We start from the raw sequence: 20,775 nt of genomic DNA, 5'->3' as shown, positions 1-20,775 counted from the left end.
CGAGACGTTGGCGAGGGACGGAGACGTCGCCGCATATCCCCTTCGCCCCGCAGGCGGGGAGAAGGTGGCGGCAGCCGGATGAGGGGCTGCGCCTCCCGGTAGGCAACAAGGCTTATCGACAAACCAAAGGTCGCGCCTGCACGCCGCGCCCTCCTTCCCCAACAGGAACAAGGCCGAGTCATGTCGCAAGAAATTCACACGCCAATCACGGCCGAGGAAATTGGCCACGAGTTCGAAGGCCACGCACCGACCGCAAACGTCGCGGACTACGCCATCGAGGACTGGATCACGCTGACCGTCTTCTGGCTGATGGCTGGTTGCGTCTTCCTGCAGTTTTTCACGCGCTACGTGCTGAACGACAGCTATGCATGGACCGAGGAGATCGCGATCAACTGCCTGATCGGCGTCGTCTTTCTCGGTTCGGCCATGTGTGTGCGGACATCGCGGCATATCCAGGTGGATGTATTCTATCATTATATGCCGGCAGGGCTGGCGCGTGTGCTCGCCACTTTCGTCGACATCGTCCGCATCGGCTTCTTCGCCTATGGCTGCCACCTGATGTGGCGCTATGTCGATATCGTCGCCGACGAGCAGATGGTCACTGTCGAGCTGCCGCGCAACATCGTCTTCTACTCCGTGCTCGTTGCCTTCGCGCTGATGCTGATCCGCGCGGTCATCGTCTTCATCGCCAATATGCGCCGCGGCTACTCCGTTCTGGAGCGCCCCGAAGAATTCCAGACTGTCGAGGGTTGATCCGATGCTGCTGCTTCTTGGTTCGTTTCTGGTGCTGATGCTGATCGGCGTGCCGGTCGCCATCTCGATGGCCGTCGCATCCGTGCTTTATATCGTGCTTTACGGTGTGGCGCCCGATATCATCGTCGCCCAGCGCATGATCGCCGGCGTCGAGAGCTTTCCGCTGCTCGCCGTTCCCTTCTTCATCCTGGCAGGCAATCTGATGAACTCGGCGGGTGTGACCGGCCGCATCTATTCCTTCGCGGTCGCCCTCGTCGGCTGGATGAAGGGCGGACTGGCGCAGGTCAACATCATCGGCTCCGTCATCTTCTCCGGCATGTCCGGCACCGCACTTGCCGATGCGGCCGGCATCGGCACGATCGAGATCAAGGCGATGAAGGATCACGGCTATCCCGTCGAGGCCGCCGTCGGCGTCACTGCGGCGTCTGCCACGCTCGGCCCGATCTTCCCGCCGTCGCTGCCCTTCGTGATCTACGGCATGATGGCGAATGTTTCGATCGGCGCTCTGTTCATGGCCGGCATCCTGCCCGGCGTCGTCATGACGCTGTTGATGATGATCACCGTCGCCGCCTTCGCCTATAAGAAGCGCTGGGGCTCCGATGCGCCCTTCGATATCAGGCAACTGCTGTCGGCCGGCATGGAAATCGTTGTCGTCCTGCTGGTGCCTGTGGCGATCTATCTGATGATGCAGGCCGGCATGTCGATGAATGCCGCGGCCGGCATCGCCCTTCTCGCCCTTCTGGCGCTCGACTGGTATTTCGGCTTTTCCGCCGTGATGGCGTTGATGACCCCGGTCATCCTGATCGGCGGCATGACGATGGGCTGGTTCACGCCGACGGAGGCCGCTGTCGCCGCCGTGCTCTGGTCGCTGTTCCTCGGCCTGGTGCGCTACCGCACCATGACCTTTTCGACACTCGCCAAGGCCAGCTTCGATACGATCGAGACGACGGCATCGGTTCTCTTCATCGTCACCGCCGCCTCGGTCTTCGCCTGGCTGCTGACGGTCAGCCAGGCGGCGCAGCTGCTTTCGGATGCGATCCTGTCGATCACCGACAATAAATGGGTGTTCCTGATCCTGGTGAACCTGCTGATGCTTTTTGTCGGCTGCTTCCTGGATACGATCGCGGCGATCACCATCCTCGTGCCCATCCTGCTGCCGATCGTCGCCAAGTTCGGTATCGATCCGGTTCAATTCGGCCTGATCATGACGCTGAACCTGATGATCGGCCTGTTGCATCCGCCGCTCGGCATGGTGCTTTTCGTGCTGTCGAGGGTCGCGAAACTCTCGGTCGAACGCACGACGATGGCGATCCTGCCCTGGCTGGTGCCGCTCTTCCTGGCGCTGATCCTGATCACCTTCATCCCCGCCGTATCGCTCTGGCTGCCGCAGCAGCTCGGGCTGCTGAGATAGGAGGGTATAATGCAGACACGTCTGGCACGGCTTTACCAGAAGGGCGATCTCAGGGTCGAAACCGACACCGTTCCGGCTCCCGGCCCAGGCGAGGTGCTGCTCAAAATGGCGGCGGCAGGCATCTGCGGCTCCGATCTGCATTATTATCAGGATGGCGGCTTCGGACCGGTCAGGGTTCGCGAGCCGATCATCCCGGGCCACGAAGCCGCGGGAAGCGTGAGCCGGGCAGGCGAGGGGGTCGATTTCAAAGCCGGCGCGCTGGTCGCGGTCAATCCCAGCCAACCCTGCGGGCATTGCGAATATTGTCAAAAGGGCTTGCCGATCCACTGCCTGGAGATGCGCTTCATGGGCAGCGCAATGCGCCTGCCGCACGAACAGGGCATGTTCCGGGAATGGCTGGTGGTGCCGGCCAAACAATGCTTCGAAGTCGGGCCTGCGACGACGGCTGCCGAAGCGGCCTGCAGCGAGCCATTGTCGGTCTGCCTGCACGCCGTATCGCGGGCCGGCGTTACCACCGGCAAACGTGTCCTCATCACCGGCGCCGGCCCGATCGGCGCCCTGATGGTTGCGGTTGCCGCTTATCACGGTGCGGCCGAGATCGTGGTGACCGATCTGGCGGATGCGGCGCTGGAGAGGGCCAGGGCGATGGGCGCCAGCCGCACGATCAATGTTTCCCGGGATGCCGCAGCGCTTGGCGAATTCGAGGCGGGGAAGGGCTATTTCGATCTCGTCTTCGAATGCTCGGCCGCCGCACCTGCGATCCGCAGCGCCATTGCCGCCATCCGGCCGCGCGGCACGATCGTGCAGGTCGGCGTCACCGGAGAGATCCCGATCCCCCTCAACGCCATTGTCGGCAAGGAGCTTCACATCCACGGCACGCAGCGTTTCCACGAGGAATTCGCCACCGCCGTCGCGCTGATCTCCCACCGCAAGATCGACGTGCGGCCGATCATCAGCCACAGCCTGCCGCTCGAACAAGCCACCGCCGCTTTCACCCTTGCCGGCGACCGCTCCGCCGCCTGTAAGGTGCAGCTTACGTTTTAGAGCGGGAAGCTCAGCGCGCCTTACTCCGTTCCGGCGCGCCATTCGCGGTAGGCAAGATGGATCTTCGCGCCGATCGTCGTCAGCGGCTGCGGCGGCAGTAGAACCGGCACTGCCAGACGGCTGTAGACGCGGCCAAGTTCGGAGTCGTGCCCGAGCACGCGCTCGGCCGCGGCGATGCCGGCGGCGGTGGAGTTCGATGCGCCGAGGCCGTTGCAGCCGCAGGCCGCGAAGACGCCGCGCTCGATTTCTCCGAAGGCCGGCACGTGGTTGCGCGTCAGCGCCATCGCGCCTCCCCAGCGATACTGCATGCCGACACCGGCGAGCGTGGGGAAACGATGGGAAAACTTGCCGTCATGCAGGCGGCCGGCGCTGCGAATGACGGCATCGCTGATCTCGATGCCGGGATTATAGCTGTAGCGTGAGCGCACCAGGATGCGGTCGCCGCCACCAGTGTTGATGCGGCGCACCGTTGATCCCATCGGCAGCGCCGGGGTCGCCGCCCACTTCCTGTCGCCGCCGAGTCTTGCCGGATCGAATTCCTCGGTCAGGGACGCATAGGTGAAGACATGCAGCAGGCGCCCGCGGAAGAAACCGAAGCTTTCCGCATGGCCGTTATTGGCGAGGATGATCTTGCCCGCCTGCACCGATCCCTTCGGCGTCTTCACCAGCCAGCCGCCGCCGGAGCGCTCGAAGGAGAGGGCGGGCGTCTGCTCGAACAGCCTCACCGGCAGCTTCAGGCAGTCGGCCACGCCGCTGATGTAAGCGGCCGGCTGGATGATGATCGTGCCGGGCGAAAACAGGCCGGAGGTGAAGGCCTGCGATCCGGTCACGGCTTCGATTTCCGGGCGTTTGAGCAGGCGATGTGCTTCGCCCATCTTCGACAGCTGCAGCGAATAGGCCTCGAGATGCTTGTCGCCCTGCGTGCTCATCGCGATGCTGTAGCGGCCACAGGGATCGAACAGATCCTTTCCCCAGCCGTTCTCGGCGGCGAGTTCGCTCGCAAGAGCGATGGCCGAACGCTGCAGGAGCACGGAGTCGCGGAATTTGCCTTCCGACTCGCCGCTGAAATCGTCCGAGGAAACCTCGTGCGGCAAATCGATGATGAAGCCTGAATTGGCGCCGGCCGGGCCTTCGCCGACGATGCCGGCCTCGAGAACGGCGACCCGGACGGTCGGATCGAGCCGCGAGATCCGGTGGGCCGCCGACAGGCCGGCAAAGCCACCGCCGATGATGGCGACATCGACACTGATCGCTTCGTCCAGGGTCAGGCGCGGCGTGCGCGGCGCAAGTGTGGCCACCCAGCCCGACAGGCCGGCGCGTTTGGGAAGCCTGGATGCGACGAAGACGTTCTGTGCGGCCTGGGTCACGGTCAAATCGCTTCCCGCTCCATGAGCGGTTCGATCGCGCGCCGGAGAGCGGGAAGCTTTTCCGGAGCAAGGGCGCGCAGCGGCTTTCTCGGGGCGCCGGCGCCATAACCGATCAGCTCGGCGGCTGCGTAGACGGACTGGACGTAGTCACCTTCCCAGATCAGACCCATCGCCGGCTCCAGGATTTTCCAGAGCGAGCGCACCTCATCCCAGTTGCGCTGTGCGGCGGCCTCGACGAGGGCAACAGAGGTTTTCGGCGCAAAATTTGCACCACCCCAGATCAGGCCGTCGCAACCGGCATAAAGCGCATAGGGAACGAGAGGGTCGGCGCCGTTCATGACGAAACGACCGGTACGGATGAGGGCTGCCTGTTTTCCCAAATCCCCGCTGCTGTCCTTGACGGCTGAGAAGCCCGGAATGTCGTTCAGCTTTTCGAGGAGTTCCGGCGTGATGGCGACGCCGACCGCCTGCGGCACGTTATAGCCGATAACGGGAAGGCCAGATTTGGCGACCTCGGCGTAGAAATCGAGGATGCCCTGGTCGTCGGTCGGCCCTTCGAAGAAGGGTGGAAGCACCATGACGCCTTCGGCGCCGGCGTCGCGGGCGCGGGCCGTCCGCTCCACGACGTCTTCGACCAGCAAGGCCGACGTCTGGGCGATCACCTTGGCGCGGCCATTGACGATCTTCGCGCCACGGCGGACCAGTTCTTCGGACTCCTGCTTGGAGAGATAGACGTGCATGCCGGTTCCCGAGCTGAACAGGAAGCTGCCGATCCCGGCGGCGAGATAGTGTTCGATGTTGATTTCAAGCCGTCCGTAATCGATGCGGCCGGCATCATCGAATGGGGTGGTGATTGCGAGATTGAGTCCTGGAAAGGGAAAGGCGGTCATCGATTAAATCCCGTTATGTCAGGCTGTGAGGTCGAGCCAGATTGTGTTGAGCTGCGTGTACTGGCCTTGACGGAGCTTTAGAGGGTCGGCGTCTCCAGTCCCTCGGGGGCCGCGTACATGGCCATGTTCCTCCGGGAGAGTTCGATATGGAGTCGCGCCAGTTCACCGGAGGCTTCGACATCCCGCCGCTCGATGGCGTCGATCATCTCCTCGTGCTGATCCGATGCCAGCTCGAGTTCTTCCTGCATGCGCGGCGTGTTCGGGTGCTGGTAAAAGATCTTGCCGATACGGGCGTGGTCGATCTGCAGGCGGCGCAGGCTTGGAACGACATAGACATTGTGTGCCATCTCGCCGACCTGCCGATGGAACTGGTCGTTGTGGAGCACCCTGCTCTCCACATCGCAGTCCTCGACCGCTTTGCGGAAGGCGCGCTGGATCTGCTTGAGAGTGTCGAGTTCCGCTTTCGTGCGGTTCTCCGCCGCGAGCTTGTTGGCGGTGATGTAAATCATCGGCGCCAGCAGGAAGAAGTCGCGCAGCGACTGATAGCTCATCGAGCTGACGCGGGCGGCGCGGTTCGTCTCGAGCTCAATAAAACCCTCGCCGGCCATCTGCCGCATCAGCTCGCGCACCGGCGGGCGGGAGAGCCCGAACTCTTCGCTCAAGGCCACTTCATCAAGCACCGAGCCCGGCGGCAGCTCCATGGTCAGGATGCGCCTGCGCAGCGCAAGTTCGAGGCTGGTCTTGCGGTCGGGACTGGCGATTTCAGCGTTCATGGAGTTGTCCGTCTCATAGTCTCTTCTGAAGACATTATGTAGACATATGATAGGCGTCAAGTCGTCAAAAAGAATTATGGCAGTCGCTCTCGGCTCGTCAGGCGCGACGACCGACGGTTTCTCCCAGCTCAAGAACTTGTTTTCATTGCCATTTATCGCATCGCGGACGCTTACGCATCACAGCGACCCCGAACGGGTCCGATCCGGTGTGGAGATCAGAGCGGCAATCACAAGCTCTGGCGCCGAGCGACGATCGGTTCCGACGGCGCAGCCTGGTGTTGCCGGCGAAAGACACAGACCTGGTTGCGGCCCGCTTCCTTGGCGCGATAGAGAGCCATGTCGGCCTCGTGCTGGAGGCTGGCCAGTGAAATGTCGATGTCGAGCGCCGATTTCAAGGCTACTCCGACGCTCAGCGTTACCGAAGGGCCGACCCCGGAGGAAGGGTTCGGCAGGGCGGCGGCTTCCACGCTTTCGCGTATTCGCTTTGCCACCGCGATGGCCTCGTCTTCGTCGACATCCGGAAGCACGATCAGGAATTCCTCGCCGCCATGGCGCGAGACGAGGTCGCGGTCGGCCCGTACGCAGCTCTGGATGATGCCGGCAACCTTGACGAGACAGCGGTCGCCCTCGCCATGGCCGAGCTTATCGTTCAGCGCCTTGAAGTGATCGATGTCACACATGAGCATGGCTGTGACGACGCCGGTTTCCCGGCCGTTGCGCCACAGGCTCTCGAGCGTTTCCATCATCCAGCGGCGGTTGGCAATCCCCGTCAGCGGATCGGTTCTGGCCAGCCGTTCCAACCGGGCGTTCGCATCGGCCAGTTCCGCAACCCGGCGCTGGTCCCTGCAGTCCAGGAGAAATGTCTTCTGCGCCAGGATGTTCATCGTGCGCCGGGCAACCACGGTCGCGATGATACCGCAGGAAAAGAACAGGGTCCCGGCAATGACGCTGCCCGTTTCCGCAAGCGGATTGTACCACTGCAGGATGAAATAAAGGCAGAGGGCATAACAGGCGATCGCAATCGTCCACGCCAGCGGCGCGCTGAAGATGGTGATTGCACTCGTTGCCACAAAGAGCATGATGGTCAGATGCCGCTCGTAAAACTCCCCTCCGGCAAAGACGCCGACGAGGGCGACCGACAGCAGAATGAGACACATTCCCACCAGCAGCGATGCGCGCTGAACCGCCGCCGGGCGCGGCTTGCTCCAGACGACCGCTGTGAAAATTGCCGCCGGCGGCAAAAGGCAGGCGGGAGCGACCATCGGCAGGACGATTTGGTGGGGAAGCAGGATAGCGTTCAGCGCCAGCGTCAGGATATCGACGAATGCCACCCATATCATCCAGGACCGGATAACCTTCGCGGTCTGCCGCCATGACCTTTCGTCATATCGGCGGCGCAGATCCCCCGTCAGGCGGATATCACGGGTTCGGCCCGATAGAAGACGTTCGACCTCATCCGCCATCGCGCCAGTCAACGGCCGCGGCGAGAAAGACCCGGCGGCAGAACCTTCGGAGGAGGTGCTTTTGGTATCATTCATCCTTGGATTATCTAGCCGCGATCGAAAGCTCGGCAAGGCTCACGCCTGGATGTCCTGATTCCTATGTTGATATTTTGTAAACAAGATTTCCTGCGTGATCTGGGCCAGATCGTCCCGATCATGCTACGAACCCTCGTCCGAGAGGGAACAGGATGAGACTCAAGCTGGTTGCAGTTGCGGTCGCGGCGCTGGCGCCGGTGGTCGCGATGCTCGCATACAATGAAGTCGCGCTCCGCCATCAGCGCAACGAGGAGGTGCGCGCATCCGCGGCGCAGGCGGCCAGGCAAGCGTCGTCGGAAGTCGAACGGATCGTGGAGGGGCTGCACGCCCTTCTGGTGTCCGTCTCCGCCATGCCATCCGTGCGGCATCTTGAGGTCCAAGGCTGCAATGAAGCCCTCAAATCGGTCGCGGAAAACGTTCCGAACATCCGCACCATCTTCGTCGTCGGGCTCGACGGGCAGCCGGTCTGCGGCAGCATGGCTTTTCCCGATGGCGTGGTGTTCTCCGATCGAGACTATTTTCAGCAGGTACTCGAAACCAAGGGGTTCGCCGTCGGCACCTATACGCAGAGCCGCCTCGTCGACAAGCCCGTCCTGCCGCTCGCCATGCCCCTGATGGAGGGCGACGCCGTCAAGGCCGTCATCGTCAGCGGAATCCGGGTGGATTGGCTGCAGAACCGCATCACCGAGCGTGGAGTCGCGCCCGGTAACGAGGTGACGATCGCCGACGGCAAGGGAACCGTCGTCGCGCACGTTCCCCTTCCGGAACGGTTCGTCGGCACTGTCCTATCCGAGGAATACCAGCGCCTGGTCCATGCCGAGCAGCCCGACGTGGTCGAGATCGCAGGCAAGGATGGAACAACGAGCGTTCTCGGCTATCGGCCGATCGCGCTGCCTGCCAGCCCGCTCTATGTCAGCGCCGGCTTCTCGAAGCTGGAAGCCTTCGCGCCGATCAACCGGGCGACGCTGATGAATACGCTCGCCATCACCGGCGGTGCGCTTTTCGCCTTTCTTGCCGCGATCTTCATCGGCAACCGCTTCATCCTCGTGCCGATCTCCCGGATCGCCGAGGTGATGGAGAAGTGGCGCAGCGGCCAGACGACGGCGCGCACCGGCATGACAGGGCCGGACGAGTTGGATGTCGTCGGCGCGACCTTCGATCGGCTGCTCGACGAACTCGATGAGCGGAGACGCCGGAACGAGCAGGCGGAGGAGGAGCGAACCCTGCTCGTCCGCGAAATGGCGCACCGGGTCAAGAATGGCTTCGCCCTCGTTCAGGCGATCGCCCGGCAGACCTTCTCGCGTGCCAATCCGGAAAGCTATGTCGCCTTTGCCGAAAGGCTCGCCGCACTTGCCGGCACATATGATCTCATTCTGTCGCGGGAGGGGTCGGCCGCGTCCGTCCGGGAGATCATCTCCGCCGCCTTGCGGGCGCATATCACCTCGGAGGAACGCATTCGTCTCGATGGTCCCGACGTGGTTCTTCCCGCCGATATCGCCCTGCCGCTTTCCCTCGTGCTCCACGAACTGGCGACCAATGCGACGAAGTACGGAAGCCTCGGAAGCGAGCAGGGAACCGTCGCCATCGAGTGGAAGCACGATGACGGGCGCGTCCTTCTCGTCTGGACGGAAGCCGGCGGGCCGCCGGTGTCGACGCCGACGAAAAGAGGTTTTGGCTCCGTCCTGATAGAGCGGGCATTTTCCTTCAAGGCGCAGGCGCGCTCCAGGTCGGACTACAGGCCCGAAGGGCTGGTCTTCGAAGTTGTCTTCTTAACCGGGGAACCTGCAGCGAAGGCCGGATAGAGATATTGCGCCCGAACTCGGATCCCGGCGGATAGACCTCCCTATTTTCCGGCAGGGGGACGTTGCAGATCGATGCGGCTCGTCACCACGGATTTGCCCGAGGTCGGGTCCTGATCGACCGTCTGAAGCCGAAGCCTATCCTGTCCGAGTTTTTCGATCATCAACGTCGCGTTTCGGTCGCCATTGACCACGCGAGCCCAGGTCACGCGAAGATTGAGCGCATCGCCTTGTCTGCTGCCGACCAGTTTGGATGGCTGTCCCGATGGGCCGATGTAATTGCCGATGTATCGTTGTCCCAAGGCTTTGACATTGGCCGAGAAAGCTCTTGTGAAGACCGCAAGGCCCCGACATTTCCCGTTCATCGAGACCGCGGATTCACTCGCGTCTGATTTGAGGGTGCAGGAGACATTGAAGTTTGTGCCGCCGATCCTGGTGAGAACCATCCCGGTCCCGCGCCAATCGCCGGCCAAGGATCGCAAAAATCCCGCCTCCGACGCCTTTGCTGTGTGCGGCAGGCAGGACAGCGAGAACAAAGCAGCGATCAGAGCAGCACGCATGAAAGCCTCCCCGGTTAAGCGGCTCTACCAAACCGCTGAACGCTGCCGATTGTTCCGACAGGCTCATGCCGTTGAATGGGCGTGCCACGTTAGCGGTGAAGGTCGGTGCCTTTGCCGAATTGCGGCGTCAATCGGGTCGCCTTCTATGGGATACGGTACATTGGGTCATGCCGGCTGTCGAGAACACGCGTATCGGGAAAGGCACGGTGGCCGCTAAAAGTTGAACCGCTCTAGCTTGCTTTCCAGTTCGCATTATCGGGGATCGATCGCTGAGGCACGACGACCTGGATGATGGACGGGCTGTTCAGGTTTTCTTTGGCGCCATTTATGGCGTCCTGCAATTCGCCATAGGTGTCCACTTTCCAGCCTTGGCAGCCAAAGACCTCTGCCAACTTGCTGTAATTCCATCGGTGCAGGATGCATGAATTGTAGAACGGCTTGTTACCATGGAAAACCGATGCGTCGGCAAGCCATTGCTCCACGCCGTAGATGCCGTTGTCCATCACGAAGATGATCGGGTTGAGATTGAAGCGCGTTTGTGTCGAGAGGCATTGAGCGGTCATCTGAAACCCGCCATCCCCCGCAAAGACCAGCAGCCTCTGTTTATCTTGCTTCGCCAGCGAAACCCCGGTCGCGGCAGGACCGATATAACCGATCGCCGAATAGGATGATTGGACGATGAAACCGCGGCGAGCACCGACTTCAAGAAGCAGGCTCCCGAAATAATTCAAACTGGCGTCGGCACCAACGATGGTATTTTCGTCGATCTGCTGCTGAATGAAATCGTAGAAGCCCTGATAGGTAATTTCGCCTGCCGCGTTCACGACCGGCGCTTGCCGAGCCGTTTTCGCCGGAAGACTTTGGGCTTTGCACGTCAGCCTTTTGTCAATCAAACCGTTGACGAGATCCGCCAGCGAAACCTGTGCGTTGAAGATCGTCCCATACTTCACTGTATCCCGGGAGGCGAATGCGGTTTTAGCGAGATCGATAGGCCAGCCCAAATCATTGATATCAGTCAACCAGACGCCCAGCGCCAGTACGAAGTCGGAGTCTTTGGCCAAAGACTGGACATAGGGTGACGACGATTTGCCATCGAACACCCCGGCGAACTGGACATCGTCTTCCGACAGGACGGCTTTGCTCAAAAGCTCGGTCACGTAGGGAATTTTGAGGTCCCGAATGAGCCGCTCGGCCTGGTCGTGAAGGCCAAACCGGTCGATCTCGACACCGATCCAGATCAGGGGTTTGGTGGCATTCTGCAATCTTTCGCTGATTTGCGCGATCGACTGATCGAGACTGTCCTCGTCGGATATAACGGGCGCCGGTTTTAATGCATTCGACGGACGTGTGCATTCCAGGTCGACCATGTCCTCCAGCAACTCGATATAGACCGGACGTCTTTCCGTGATGCACTGTGTCAGCGCATAATCTATGAGCATTGGCGCAAGATGAGGGCTGTCGACGCGGACGGCAGCGGCAGTGATGTATTCGAACACCTGAAGATCCGTTTCCCGTCCGCTGATGAAGTGATGCGAACTGTAGCCGGTTTGTTCGAATGTGAGCGTTTTCTGGATACTTGGAGCACCGTTGATCAGGACGACCGGCACTTTCTCGACGTAAGATCCGGCGATCGCATTTGTTGCGCAAAGCGAGCCTGCGGAATAGGTGACGCACAGCGCACCAATTCCTTTCAATCTCGCATAGCCGTCGGCCGCATAACCGGCATTCAGTTCATTCACTTCTTCGATGACCTGAATACTGCTTTTCTCGACATAACTGTTCACCCATTCGATCGAATAATCGCCCGCTACGGAAAACAGGTGCCCCAGGCCCAGTTCGCCAAGTCTGTCGACCAGATATTGCCCAACCGTGTATGTATCGCCCATGTTCCGACGGCTCCCCTGTTGACGACAACTGACGTGTATTAGAACTCGCTCGCGTTATCGAATAAGCGCGGTATGTATATGTCGAATATTCCGGGGCATTTCCGCTCGGGAAATCTTTCCAGCAGGAAGTGCTTGAAAGCATCATTGGCGAGTCCGTTGCCGGCGGCCTCCATGGCGACGGACAAATACTCTATATTTTTGGCAACCTCGTTTTTGTCAGCCGGAAAGCCGTGACCGGGAAGGAACAGGTCATAGTCGGACAGCAGCATGCCCTGCAAAATCCCGATCCAATGCTCCATGTATTTCGTCAGATAAAGGTGCGTTCCGCTGTAGATCAGGTCTTGCGCAATAAAAACGCCCACGTCCGGAAGACCTATGGTGAGGAGAAAATCGATCTCCGTATCAACGACTTCATCAAATACGTATTTGACCCCGTCGATGATCTCGTGGCCGGCGCGGACGGTTTTTTCGGGAATGACCAAGCTCTTCGGAGCGAGGTTGCCCAGTTTCCAATGGTCATTCAGGGACTCCTGGCCATGCTGCCTCAGGAACTCCTTCGTTTCCGGCAATGCATGAATCGGAATGTCGCTGAATGCGGCTCCCAGGCCGAACCAATGGTCGGGGTGCCTGTGCGACAGGTAAATCCGGTCGATCTCCTTGCCGATACTGTCGGCATACGCTCTGAATTGCAACGCATAGGGGACGAGGAATTGCCCATCGACAAGAACAAGCTTGTTCCTGCTTTCGATGATGTGCGTTGCATTGGCGATATTGTCATCCGTGAAAGCTGAAATGAACGTATGAATACGGACATCGCCTGCTCGCCTGACGATTTTAATGGGATCCGGCAATTGCGCCACCATAGGTATCTCCCTGATTGAATGGTCGTTTGCTGAGGTTTGGCGTTTGCGCGCGCGCCATCACGGATGAGATCGACGGCCGTGGGACGCGATCTTTTCCTCCAATGTCCTCAGGGCGGCACGCGCAACGTCGTAGGCGCTGTCGACATCAGCCTCCGGCGCGTCCTCGCCGGGCCGCCAGAATCGTCTGCGCGTCATTCTCATCGAGCTCTCGAAGGGGGGAATCGCGTTAAAGACTTCGACGAGATAAGGGCCGGAATAGACCGGCTCGATTTCGTCCAGCATGATCTCCCAGGGAATCCAGCTGTCTTTGACGGCGCCCCGGTCCGGCGCTGAGATGTGAACGTAATTCAGCCGGCTCTGCCGTGCGGCACGGGCGACATTTTTCCTGAAGGTTGCCGGCCCCTGGCTTTCCATCACGACCTGGGCTGTATCGATCGTGACGCCACAGGCCGGAATGTCGGCGCTTTCGAGGAAATCCAGTGCTTCCGAGACCATGGTCGGTCCGGGCGTTTCCCAATTCTTGACGGGTTCTATGGCGAGCTTCACCCTCTTCTCGGCGGAATATTGCGCCAATTCCCGGAAGACGGAGGCTGCCGCTGCATATCGTGGCTTCATCCAATCCTGAAGCGCGTCGCTCCAGATCCCTTCACCGCCATCCGTCAGCGGAAAGATACCATAGGGGTACAGGAACGGCCCCGACATGATCGTATTCTCCCCGCCCAGCACCGAGGTGATGTCGACGCGGGATTTGAGATAGGACAAAGCCTGCTTGCGCTGTTCCTCGTAGGGCGAGGTCGGATCGAAGGTTCGCGTGGTCCCCACATTGGTTGTGAACTTCACATCCCGGAAGCCGGCCTGATCGAACGCTCGTCTGAGGCTGATATAGCTTTCGACCTCAGCGTGATGATCGGCATACGCCGGTCCCGGGGCGATATGCACATCGAAGCCGGTGTAGCCGATCTCGGTAAGAGCTTTCAGATGTCTGACGAGAACCTGGGTATAGCCCGCGTCATTCGGCCTCAAATCGGCTGTAAACATAAAGAAGCTGAAATATATATCGCGCCTGCGTGCCTCTTCCATCTTCATCGCTCCAGCTGTGACTATCCAGTAATGCGTGGTTCAGGATGGTGTCCCGCCCGGCATTGTGATGAGGCGAGATCCGTCCCCGCCTCCTTCACATCGCCATCGGGCTGAAACAAACGCTCCGCGTCGGGCTACCATCCAAGCAGCTTGCGCAGATATTCGCGGCCCATTTTCGCGTATTGCAACGGATTGACCTTGGCCGGGTCCTGCTCTGCCTCGACGCAGATCCATCCGGCGAAATCCGCCTCGGCCAACGCATCGAGGATTTCCGGAAAGGTCTCTATGGAGCCGTCGCCGGGCACGGTGAAGATCCCCGCCTCGATCCCTTGCTGGAAGGACAAGCCGTCGTTGTGAATGTTCTTAACCACCTCGGCGCGAATGTCTTTCAGGTGAACATGCTTGATGCGGTGGGCGTATTTTCTGGCCAGCGCCAGCGGATCGACGCCGGCAGCCGCCTGATGTCCGGTGTCGAGAAGCATGTTGACCAGGCGTGGATCGGTCTCGTCCATGAGCCGGTGGATCGCTTCCGTCTTCATCACTCCGGTCCCCAGATGCGGGTGATAGCAGAGCCGGCGGTTGCGGGCCCTGGCTTTCTCTCCGGCGGCATGCAGGCCTTCGATCAGCTGTTTCCACTGGTCCTCGGAGAAATCGGGGCAATTCGGAAACAGGGCGACCGGGAGCGGATTGACCGCCCCGCCAAACTCGGCGACGACAAGATCCGCCCTGCGCGGATCGTCGCTGCCGCCTTCCATGGCTTCGAGGAAGTCGAGCTGAGCATCGACGTTTTCAAGCGTATGACGATTCATCGCCTTGATGGTGAAATAGGTGCTCACCCAAGGCTCGGAAATCCGCAATCCCCTGAGTTCGAGGACAGGCCGCAATATTTTCGGATCCGTCGGATATTTATGGCCGACGCCGCATCCGACATAGCCGGCGAGCGCCATTTCACTCAGAGCCTGCTCGTAGGGGATGCCGATGTCGATGTTGATGAAATCGTCATTCCACCAGAGCGTGGGGATGACACCGAGCCAGACCTTGGAGGGCGTCAGTCGATGCAGATGTGTCGTCATGGCAATGATCCAGTTCTGTGAAGACAAACGGAAGCGGCGTCAGGTCAGGTTGTGGAATCGAGAGCCGGAGAAAGCCGGAATTTTCGGCGGAGAGGCCCAGGAGCCGAAACCGGGCCCCTTGGCGCCTGCAGGGTGGGCTCCGATCGCCTTCCAGAGCAGACCTTCGACATAGGCGTCGGGAGAAATGACGAAGGTGATATTCGCAGGCTTGGGGCCAAAGCGCTCCGTCCAGGTGGTGGGCAACTCGAACCAGGTGCCGGAATACCAGAGCTTGATCAGCGCACGGGCCACGTCTCCCAGCAATTCATTGCCGAGAATGGTCGTGCGAACGGCCTGGATACGGGCCTCACCTTCCGGCGGCGGCAGGGCGGTGAAAGCGGCCAGCAACGCGTCGGTGATCTCGCTGCCGACCACCTTGTCGAGCGTGGCGAGATAGCGTTCCGCCAGGCCGGTTCCCAGAAGATCGAAGTGGGAGAAGGCTGTCAATTCGACGGAGATACCCAGAAATGGTTCGAAACGGCTGCTCATGCGTTCACCTCCGCCTGCCGGGTGACGGCTGGCTGTGTCATACCGCCGGGGATCTCATAGGTGGGGCTGCCGTTCTTACCGGGATGCTTCGGCAGCGGATTGCGGATGAGTTCGAGAATCATGTTGCGGAATTCGAACATCATCGGAACGGCTTCCAGCAGCAGGTTTGGCTGGCCGTTATAGGCACGCGTCAAAAGCTGGAGAAATTCGCCATAGCGCGTGTTGAAGGCGATCGCCGCCTCACGCAGTTCCGAACCTTCGAGTATATCTTTTAATTTCAGGTTCTCTTTTATGGGATAGGCGCCCTCCCAATCGACCTGTAAGTGCGGACCCGTGGGCTGGCCGGGCTGGTCGCCCTTCTGGTAGTAGCGGCCTTTGACCAGCTCCTCGAAACGATAGTAATGGGCCAGTTCGTGGTCGTTGTCGTCGTAGATACCGCCGCCGTCGCCCTCGCCCTGTTCGATGATGAGCTCGATGGCTTCCTGGGCGCTTTTCAGATCGGTTACGGGAAACAGCTCGCCGCCGCCGGAGTAATAATATTCCGAGGTGATCTGGCGCGACCTGTCGCCGGTAAAGATAGTTGTGCCCGCCCCATGCGCTTCGGCTTCCAGATATTTGATGCCTTCCGCAATGGCCGAGTAGAACTCGCCGATACTGTAGAAATGGAGGTCCTCATGGCTCGGATGGCTGGCAAGCGCGGTGATGTCGGCGGGAGTTTTGCGGTACATCAGGCCCTTGCCGACGAGATGTTCAGGACGCTGGGCCGGCCGCTCGATTTTCAGGAAAGTCGCCAGCGCCTCACGGCCGAATGCCTGGATGCCGACCTTGAAATCGGTCTCGCCGTCCGGCAGGGCGGCGGGATAGCTGGCTACGAAGTCCGGCCTGACAAGATCCGGCTTGCCGCCGATGGCATTGAGAATATTGGCCGCGATCGTCAGATGCAGCATCTCTTCCACCACGATCACGCGCAGAACCTGGGTCGCATCCTGGTTGACGCCGGGCTTGATCGAGTAAAGCGCCGTCAGATACGGCGGAATCGTCGCATGTTCGAGCTGCATCGCCCGGTAGAGAAACTCTTTCAGCTCATCGAGCGTCTTAATACTGTAAGAATACATGCTCAGGGCTCCATGAAACATAAGTTGGGTGCACCGGCCGGCTTCGTGTCGCTTGCGTCGAGATCGGTTCGTTCCGCGCAGCGGATGCCGGTTTTCGTTCAATGCAGAGATTTCAGAATGTCGCGACCGCTTCGGAAACACATGGCGGCCAGTGTCAAGGTGACATTGGCCGTGCCGATCGTCGGCATGCTGCCGCCGCCCACGAGATAGAGGTTTTCGTGGTCCCAGCTGCGCTGGTTCTTGTCCACGACGGAGTTGGTCTTCGTCGTTCCCATGATATGAGTACCGGCCAGATGATTGCCGCCGCGGATCGCATAGCCTTGCCCCTCATAGGCCACATAGCCGAAATCGCCGGGGTCGTAATGGGTATGGTCCTGCGCGCCCATGCGGGTAAAGACGGTGCGCGCAAACTGGCGGCCATAGGCGGCGCCCTTCATGGTATATTCCGGAACCGTGAAGGACAGGATGGGCCGCATGTTGCCCAGAGCATCGGTATATTGCGGATCCACCGCGATGCGGTTGCTTTCGACGGGCATGACCTCGATCATGAACGCCAGCAGCAACTGCCGCGAAACCTGGTCGATCATGCCGCGCCGAAGATCCGCCCCGTAGAGGTTGCGATCATCCACCAGTTCGAGAAGGTCGGAGGTCGGCGCACCCGTGGCCCAACCCCAGCCGTCGTTGTGGATATCGATGGCGAAGGCGGCTTGCCTTTCCCGGAAAGGGCCGTCCCGCAGGTCGACGATACCACCCGTCGAACTGGTTCCGCGCATCGTGCCGCAGATTTCCGGCATCAGCGCCCAGTTCAGCAGATAGGCGTGGTCCATCAGATTGCGTCCGACAAGACCGCTGGTGCTGCGCAGGCCGGAGGCCAGCATGAGGCGCGCCGTTTCGATGGCGCCTGCCGCAAGCACGAAAACCTTGCCCTTCACGGTGATGGTCTCGTGGGCCGGTGAGGCCGGGTCCTGGTAAATCTTGACCTCGAGAGAGCAGACTTTCCCGCTATCCGGGTCGATGTTGACCTTCGATGCGACCGCCTGCGGCAGCAGTTCGACAAGCCGCTCGCCCCTTTCCCCGTTTACCGCGAACGCCTTGGCAAGCGTTTTGCCGGAGTGGTAGCGCGCTTGCACGGGACAGAGCGGTACGCAGTTGGTGTTGCCCTGGCAGCGGCCGCCCTCTTCGACCTGATGCGTATCGACGGCGCCGATCGGACGGTAGCCCTTCCCCCCGTCATAGGCCGGGTTTGGTATGCTGTTGCGCCCCTGCGGATAGGGCCTGACCTTCAGGGGATATGTTTTGTCGTAAAGTTTGACGCTGGTGCCTTCGATGCCCTTGTTGACCTGCTGATCCAGATAGGAAAGCGGCAGGCCGCGCATGGGAAAGACATAATCGTCCGGGAAAGTCTGCCCCAGATATTGCTGATCTTCGACATTCGCCGATACGCCGATTTCCCGCTCGGCCAGGCGGTAATCCTCCTCGACTTCCTCAAAGCTCAGCGGCCAGTCCAGCCCTTGGCCGAAAATGGTGCGCGTCTTGAAATCCGAGCGAAGTAGACGGGGCGTTTTCGCCTCCCAGTGCATGGTCGTTCCGCCGAAAATACGGGTATATGTCGTATCGCTGACATAAGGGCCGGATTGAACGATATAGCTCGAGCTATCGGTTTCCCCCGCCTGCAGCTTGCGAAGCTGCGGGCTGCGGGGCATGGCCGCGTTCGCATTCAGCGGAAAAGGCGACTGGTTGTCCTTGGAGGCGGCCGAATAGAAAGTCGTCAGCAGATTGTCGTAGCCAGCCAGAGTGCTATTGGCACCGGTTCCGGCTTCAAGGATAAGGACACGCTTGCCCGCTTCCGCAGCCTGCTTGGCAATAATGGCGCCTGAAATGCCGCTGCCGACGATCACGATATCGTAGTCGCCAGACTCTGCGACAGTCTTGGCATCGGCCTTTATCGCCGATTCGAGGGGAAAAAGCACTTTGGTCCTCCATTAATCCCGGAAAGCCGCATCAGGCTTTGCGGATCATGCCGTTCTGGACTCAATCGAGATCTCAGGCCGGACGGCCTGAAATCGTCATGATTTCGGGCCGCGGGAGTTTCGGGGTTTGGACTTGGCTGGGGCGGCGGCGGAGCGGGCTCTGACTGCCGAGAGGAAGGAGGCATAGCTCCAGGTCAGATTCCTGACGCTTTTCTCGTAGCCGACGGTTCCGTCGAACTGTTCGCTCAGCTCATAGTGGTCGCTGTGATAGATGATGGCGCGCAACATGACGTCGGACGAAGCCCGCAAGGCTGCCGACGCGTCGGCGGCGCTGCTGGATGCGCCAAGTCCCAGTTCCGCGAAGAAGGGTTCGGAGAACTGATCGAGGGGGAGGGCGCCGCTGGCCTCGATGGCATTGGCAAGCCGATACTGAAACTCGGCGAAGTTGGCGGTGCACAGAGCCCAGGGATGCCCGCCGGCCACCGGAGCCGCCACATCGCCATCGTAATGATCGCCTGGATAGCGCCCGAAGAGCGGTCCGAGCCCCCTGGCCGCATCGGCGCCATTGACCGGATAATAGTTCGAAGACGAAGGATCGGCCCACTGGCGCCGCAGGATGGCCGCCGTTGCCAGAAGCTTGGTATCGGTCGGCTCGATCCCGCCATAGCAGACCGAAGAGACGATATCGATGTTCGCGTCGTAGCCGGCTTGCTCCGCGGCATCCAGAATGCTCACATAGAGCTGCCCGTTCCAGTGGGTGGCCAGCTGGCTTTCCAGCCAGGAGATGGCATCGGCCACCCCGGCAGGCACCGCAATGCCGATCGTGTTTGTGGAAATTTCCCGGAAAAAGCGCAGCTGTACGGCTCGTGCGAAAAACGAATAGCCCTCATATTCCTCCCAGAGATTTGTGGTCTTGTTCTGGTAAACTTCGAGAAGATAAGAGAGGTTGGTCTCGACCAATTGTTTGGCGATCGTCTGCGTGGCGCCATCCAGCTGATTGAACAAGGTCATGATCGCAATCGACTGAATGGCCGGCCCGTCATTCTGCTCCGACCACGGACGAACCTCGCCGGTGATGGTGAAGCAGGCGTGGCCAAGTGTGACGGTCGCGGAATTCTTCGCATTCGCCTGGCAGAGCGCGGCGAAGTTCACATAGTCGACCAGGCTCGGCAAAACCCCGCCCGAAACGGGCAGCAAGCCGGCAAGCGCGATCTCGATGGCCGTAATCGCCCCGTCGCGGACCCAGTTGAAAACATAGTCCTGGTCGACGCCCGGCGTGTTCGCTGGATAGGAGGGGGCGGCGATGACGCAGCCGGGGGCGGAGAAGACGCCGGGCGATGCCGGATCCTCGATGACATAGCCATCGCTGGTGATGTTGCGCATCATCAGAAGAGAAAAATAGCGCGACAATGCGACCAGATCGGTCTGCGCAAAGGCAGGCCGCGGTTTGACTGTCGGCGCATTGGCGCCGATATGGGCCGGGTTCGCACCCGTCATTGACTGACTCCAAAGCGCAACTGTCATTGACTGTCTCCAAGATCGGTTGAGACTTGCCGGGACCAGATCGAGAAATATTCCGGACCCGGATGGGAGAAATATTGCGGCCGTATGGGTGTTGAGAGTGAACAAAGGTCTCTGCGGCGGCGAGGGGCAAGATGCTGGCCACCCGCCGCCGCTGAACCTTTAACTAGAAAGATCGGCGACGATCTGCTTTTTATCAACCTAAAGATGTTGATCTCAGGTCAAAAAATCTCAGAGAATTGCGCCTGGCGTTACGGGTGCTCCGGCGGGATGGATTCAACCAGCCCGACGAGATTGGACCGCGTTGCCGCAGACCGGTTGCGCAACGCCAGAACCATTTGCAATTCCATGGCGGAGATCGCGCTGTTCCTATGCCAGTCCATCGTGCCTCGCCCGAGCAGCAGCCAGTCGAGGGAGACATCCAGCAGGTCGGCGAGCGCGCAGGCGCTCTCCAGCGAGGTATGGCCGCCATTCTGCCAGCGTGAGACGGCGGCGACGGACACGTCCAGTTCGGCCGCCAGGGCGTGAACTTTCCGGAACTTGCCGCGGGATATCGCCTCTCGAATACGTTTGCCGCGTGCCATGTCATGGGTCATCAAGAATC

At 60.5% G+C, this 20,775-nt stretch carries 18 protein-coding genes; 4 read left to right on the top strand and 14 right to left on the bottom strand.

What is annotated here, in order from left to right; translation table 11 throughout:
* Positions 1-180: 180 nt before the first annotated feature.
* From AF337_RS10365 to AF337_RS10355, 3 genes are read left to right on the top strand one after another with little or no spacing between them, the layout of a single operon-like run.
* Positions 181-753: a TRAP transporter small permease gene (locus AF337_RS10365; protein WP_049732126.1), complete on the top strand. Its 573-nt coding sequence runs from the start codon at positions 181-183 to the stop codon at positions 751-753.
* A gap of 4 nt (positions 754-757) precedes the next feature.
* Complete coding sequence (locus AF337_RS10360) at positions 758-2,164, top strand: TRAP transporter large permease (protein WP_049732125.1); 1,407 nt, start codon at positions 758-760, stop codon at positions 2,162-2,164.
* A gap of 9 nt (positions 2,165-2,173) precedes the next feature.
* On the top strand, positions 2,174-3,208 hold the full coding sequence (locus tag AF337_RS10355; protein WP_049732124.1) for an L-idonate 5-dehydrogenase: 1,035 nt from the start codon (positions 2,174-2,176) through the stop codon (positions 3,206-3,208).
* Positions 3,209-3,228: 20 nt separating this feature from the next.
* Here the strand turns inward: AF337_RS10355 and AF337_RS10350 are convergent, their stop codons facing one another.
* The 4 genes from AF337_RS10350 to AF337_RS10335 form a co-directional block, all read right to left on the bottom strand.
* Positions 3,229-4,575 carry an NAD(P)/FAD-dependent oxidoreductase gene (locus AF337_RS10350; RefSeq protein WP_049732161.1) on the bottom strand — a complete coding sequence of 449 codons (1,347 nt, stop codon included), beginning with the start codon at positions 4,573-4,575 and terminating at the stop codon, positions 3,229-3,231.
* Positions 4,576-4,577: 2 nt separating this feature from the next.
* Complete coding sequence (locus AF337_RS10345; RefSeq protein WP_049732123.1) at positions 4,578-5,465, bottom strand: dihydrodipicolinate synthase family protein; 888 nt, start codon at positions 5,463-5,465, stop codon at positions 4,578-4,580.
* Between the two features lie 77 nt (positions 5,466-5,542).
* The gene (locus AF337_RS10340; RefSeq protein ID WP_049732122.1) at positions 5,543-6,238 is read right to left on the bottom strand and encodes a GntR family transcriptional regulator; all 696 of its coding nucleotides are present in this window, start codon (positions 6,236-6,238) and stop codon (positions 5,543-5,545) included.
* Between the two features lie 227 nt (positions 6,239-6,465).
* Entirely contained in the window at positions 6,466-7,776 is a 1,311-nt protein-coding gene (locus tag AF337_RS10335) for a GGDEF domain-containing protein (RefSeq protein WP_049732121.1), read from the bottom strand.
* A gap of 152 nt (positions 7,777-7,928) precedes the next feature.
* Here AF337_RS10335 and AF337_RS10330 point away from each other — a divergent pair, with 152 nt between their 5' ends.
* A complete protein-coding gene (locus AF337_RS10330) occupies positions 7,929-9,578 on the top strand; it encodes a sensor histidine kinase (protein WP_049732120.1) in 1,650 nt (549 codons plus the stop codon).
* A gap of 41 nt (positions 9,579-9,619) precedes the next feature.
* Here AF337_RS10330 and AF337_RS10325 read toward each other — a convergent pair whose 3' ends face one another.
* From AF337_RS10325 to AF337_RS10280, 10 genes are all read right to left on the bottom strand, one after another.
* Entirely contained in the window at positions 9,620-10,135 is a 516-nt protein-coding gene (locus tag AF337_RS10325; protein WP_049732119.1) for a hypothetical protein, read from the bottom strand.
* A gap of 230 nt (positions 10,136-10,365) precedes the next feature.
* Positions 10,366-12,021, bottom strand: a complete 1,656-nt coding sequence (locus AF337_RS10320) for an alpha-keto acid decarboxylase family protein (RefSeq protein WP_049732118.1) — start codon at positions 12,019-12,021, stop codon at positions 10,366-10,368.
* 38 nt (positions 12,022-12,059) lie between these two features.
* Entirely contained in the window at positions 12,060-12,884 is an 825-nt protein-coding gene (locus tag AF337_RS10315; protein ID WP_049732117.1) for an MBL fold metallo-hydrolase, read from the bottom strand.
* A 57-nt stretch (positions 12,885-12,941) separates the two neighbouring features.
* Positions 12,942-13,970 carry a sugar phosphate isomerase/epimerase family protein gene (locus tag AF337_RS10310; RefSeq protein WP_190238041.1) on the bottom strand — a complete coding sequence of 343 codons (1,029 nt, stop codon included), beginning with the start codon at positions 13,968-13,970 and terminating at the stop codon, positions 12,942-12,944.
* A 128-nt stretch (positions 13,971-14,098) separates the two neighbouring features.
* Complete coding sequence (gene iolE, locus AF337_RS10305) at positions 14,099-15,037, bottom strand: myo-inosose-2 dehydratase (protein ID WP_049732116.1); 939 nt, start codon at positions 15,035-15,037, stop codon at positions 14,099-14,101.
* Between the two features lie 39 nt (positions 15,038-15,076).
* On the bottom strand, positions 15,077-15,565 hold the full coding sequence (locus AF337_RS10300; RefSeq protein WP_049732115.1) for a hypothetical protein: 489 nt from the start codon (positions 15,563-15,565) through the stop codon (positions 15,077-15,079).
* Positions 15,562-16,680: a ferritin-like domain-containing protein gene (locus AF337_RS10295; protein WP_049732114.1), complete on the bottom strand. Its 1,119-nt coding sequence runs from the start codon at positions 16,678-16,680 to the stop codon at positions 15,562-15,564. Before AF337_RS10295 ends, AF337_RS10300 begins: the two co-directional genes overlap by 4 nt.
* Before the next feature lie 98 nt (positions 16,681-16,778).
* Positions 16,779-18,650 carry a GMC oxidoreductase gene (locus AF337_RS10290; protein ID WP_049732113.1) on the bottom strand — a complete coding sequence of 624 codons (1,872 nt, stop codon included), beginning with the start codon at positions 18,648-18,650 and terminating at the stop codon, positions 16,779-16,781.
* Positions 18,651-18,746: 96 nt separating this feature from the next.
* Positions 18,747-20,174 carry a glycoside hydrolase family 15 protein gene (locus tag AF337_RS10285; RefSeq protein WP_049732112.1) on the bottom strand — a complete coding sequence of 476 codons (1,428 nt, stop codon included), beginning with the start codon at positions 20,172-20,174 and terminating at the stop codon, positions 18,747-18,749.
* Positions 20,175-20,422: 248 nt separating this feature from the next.
* On the bottom strand, positions 20,423-20,767 hold the full coding sequence (locus tag AF337_RS10280) for a helix-turn-helix domain-containing protein (protein ID WP_049732111.1): 345 nt from the start codon (positions 20,765-20,767) through the stop codon (positions 20,423-20,425).
* Positions 20,768-20,775: the final 8 nt, after the last annotated feature.

The organism is Rhizobium ecuadorense, from assembly GCF_001187535.1.
GTDB classification, from domain to species: domain Bacteria; phylum Pseudomonadota; class Alphaproteobacteria; order Rhizobiales; family Rhizobiaceae; genus Rhizobium; species Rhizobium ecuadorense.
Note: the sequence above shows the minus strand (reverse complement) of the source record. Positions and strands in the feature narration are given on the sequence as shown.

Coding starts and splice junctions, on each gene's coding strand:
- AF337_RS10365 (WP_049732126.1), top strand. CDS start 181: ATGTCGCAAGAAATTCACACGCCAATCACGGCCGAGGAAATTGGCCAC.
- AF337_RS10360 (WP_049732125.1), top strand. CDS start 758: ATGCTGCTGCTTCTTGGTTCGTTTCTGGTGCTGATGCTGATCGGCGTG.
- AF337_RS10355 (WP_049732124.1), top strand. CDS start 2,174: ATGCAGACACGTCTGGCACGGCTTTACCAGAAGGGCGATCTCAGGGTC.
- AF337_RS10345 (WP_049732123.1), bottom strand. CDS start 5,465: ATGACCGCCTTTCCCTTTCCAGGACTCAATCTCGCAATCACCACCCCA.
- AF337_RS10340 (WP_049732122.1), bottom strand. CDS start 6,238: ATGAACGCTGAAATCGCCAGTCCCGACCGCAAGACCAGCCTCGAACTT.
- AF337_RS10335 (WP_049732121.1), bottom strand. CDS start 7,776: ATGAATGATACCAAAAGCACCTCCTCCGAAGGTTCTGCCGCCGGGTCT.
- AF337_RS10330 (WP_049732120.1), top strand. CDS start 7,929: ATGAGACTCAAGCTGGTTGCAGTTGCGGTCGCGGCGCTGGCGCCGGTG.
- AF337_RS10325 (WP_049732119.1), bottom strand. CDS start 10,135: ATGCGTGCTGCTCTGATCGCTGCTTTGTTCTCGCTGTCCTGCCTGCCG.
- AF337_RS10320 (WP_049732118.1), bottom strand. CDS start 12,021: ATGGGCGATACATACACGGTTGGGCAATATCTGGTCGACAGACTTGGC.
- AF337_RS10315 (WP_049732117.1), bottom strand. CDS start 12,884: ATGGTGGCGCAATTGCCGGATCCCATTAAAATCGTCAGGCGAGCAGGC.
- AF337_RS10310 (WP_190238041.1), bottom strand. CDS start 13,970: ATGAAGATGGAAGAGGCACGCAGGCGCGATATATATTTCAGCTTCTTT.
- iolE (WP_049732116.1), bottom strand. CDS start 15,037: ATGACGACACATCTGCATCGACTGACGCCCTCCAAGGTCTGGCTCGGT.
- AF337_RS10300 (WP_049732115.1), bottom strand. CDS start 15,565: ATGAGCAGCCGTTTCGAACCATTTCTGGGTATCTCCGTCGAATTGACA.
- AF337_RS10295 (WP_049732114.1), bottom strand. CDS start 16,680: ATGTATTCTTACAGTATTAAGACGCTCGATGAGCTGAAAGAGTTTCTC.
- AF337_RS10285 (WP_049732112.1), bottom strand. CDS start 20,174: ATGACAGTTGCGCTTTGGAGTCAGTCAATGACGGGTGCGAACCCGGCC.
- AF337_RS10280 (WP_049732111.1), bottom strand. CDS start 20,767: ATGACCCATGACATGGCACGCGGCAAACGTATTCGAGAGGCGATATCC.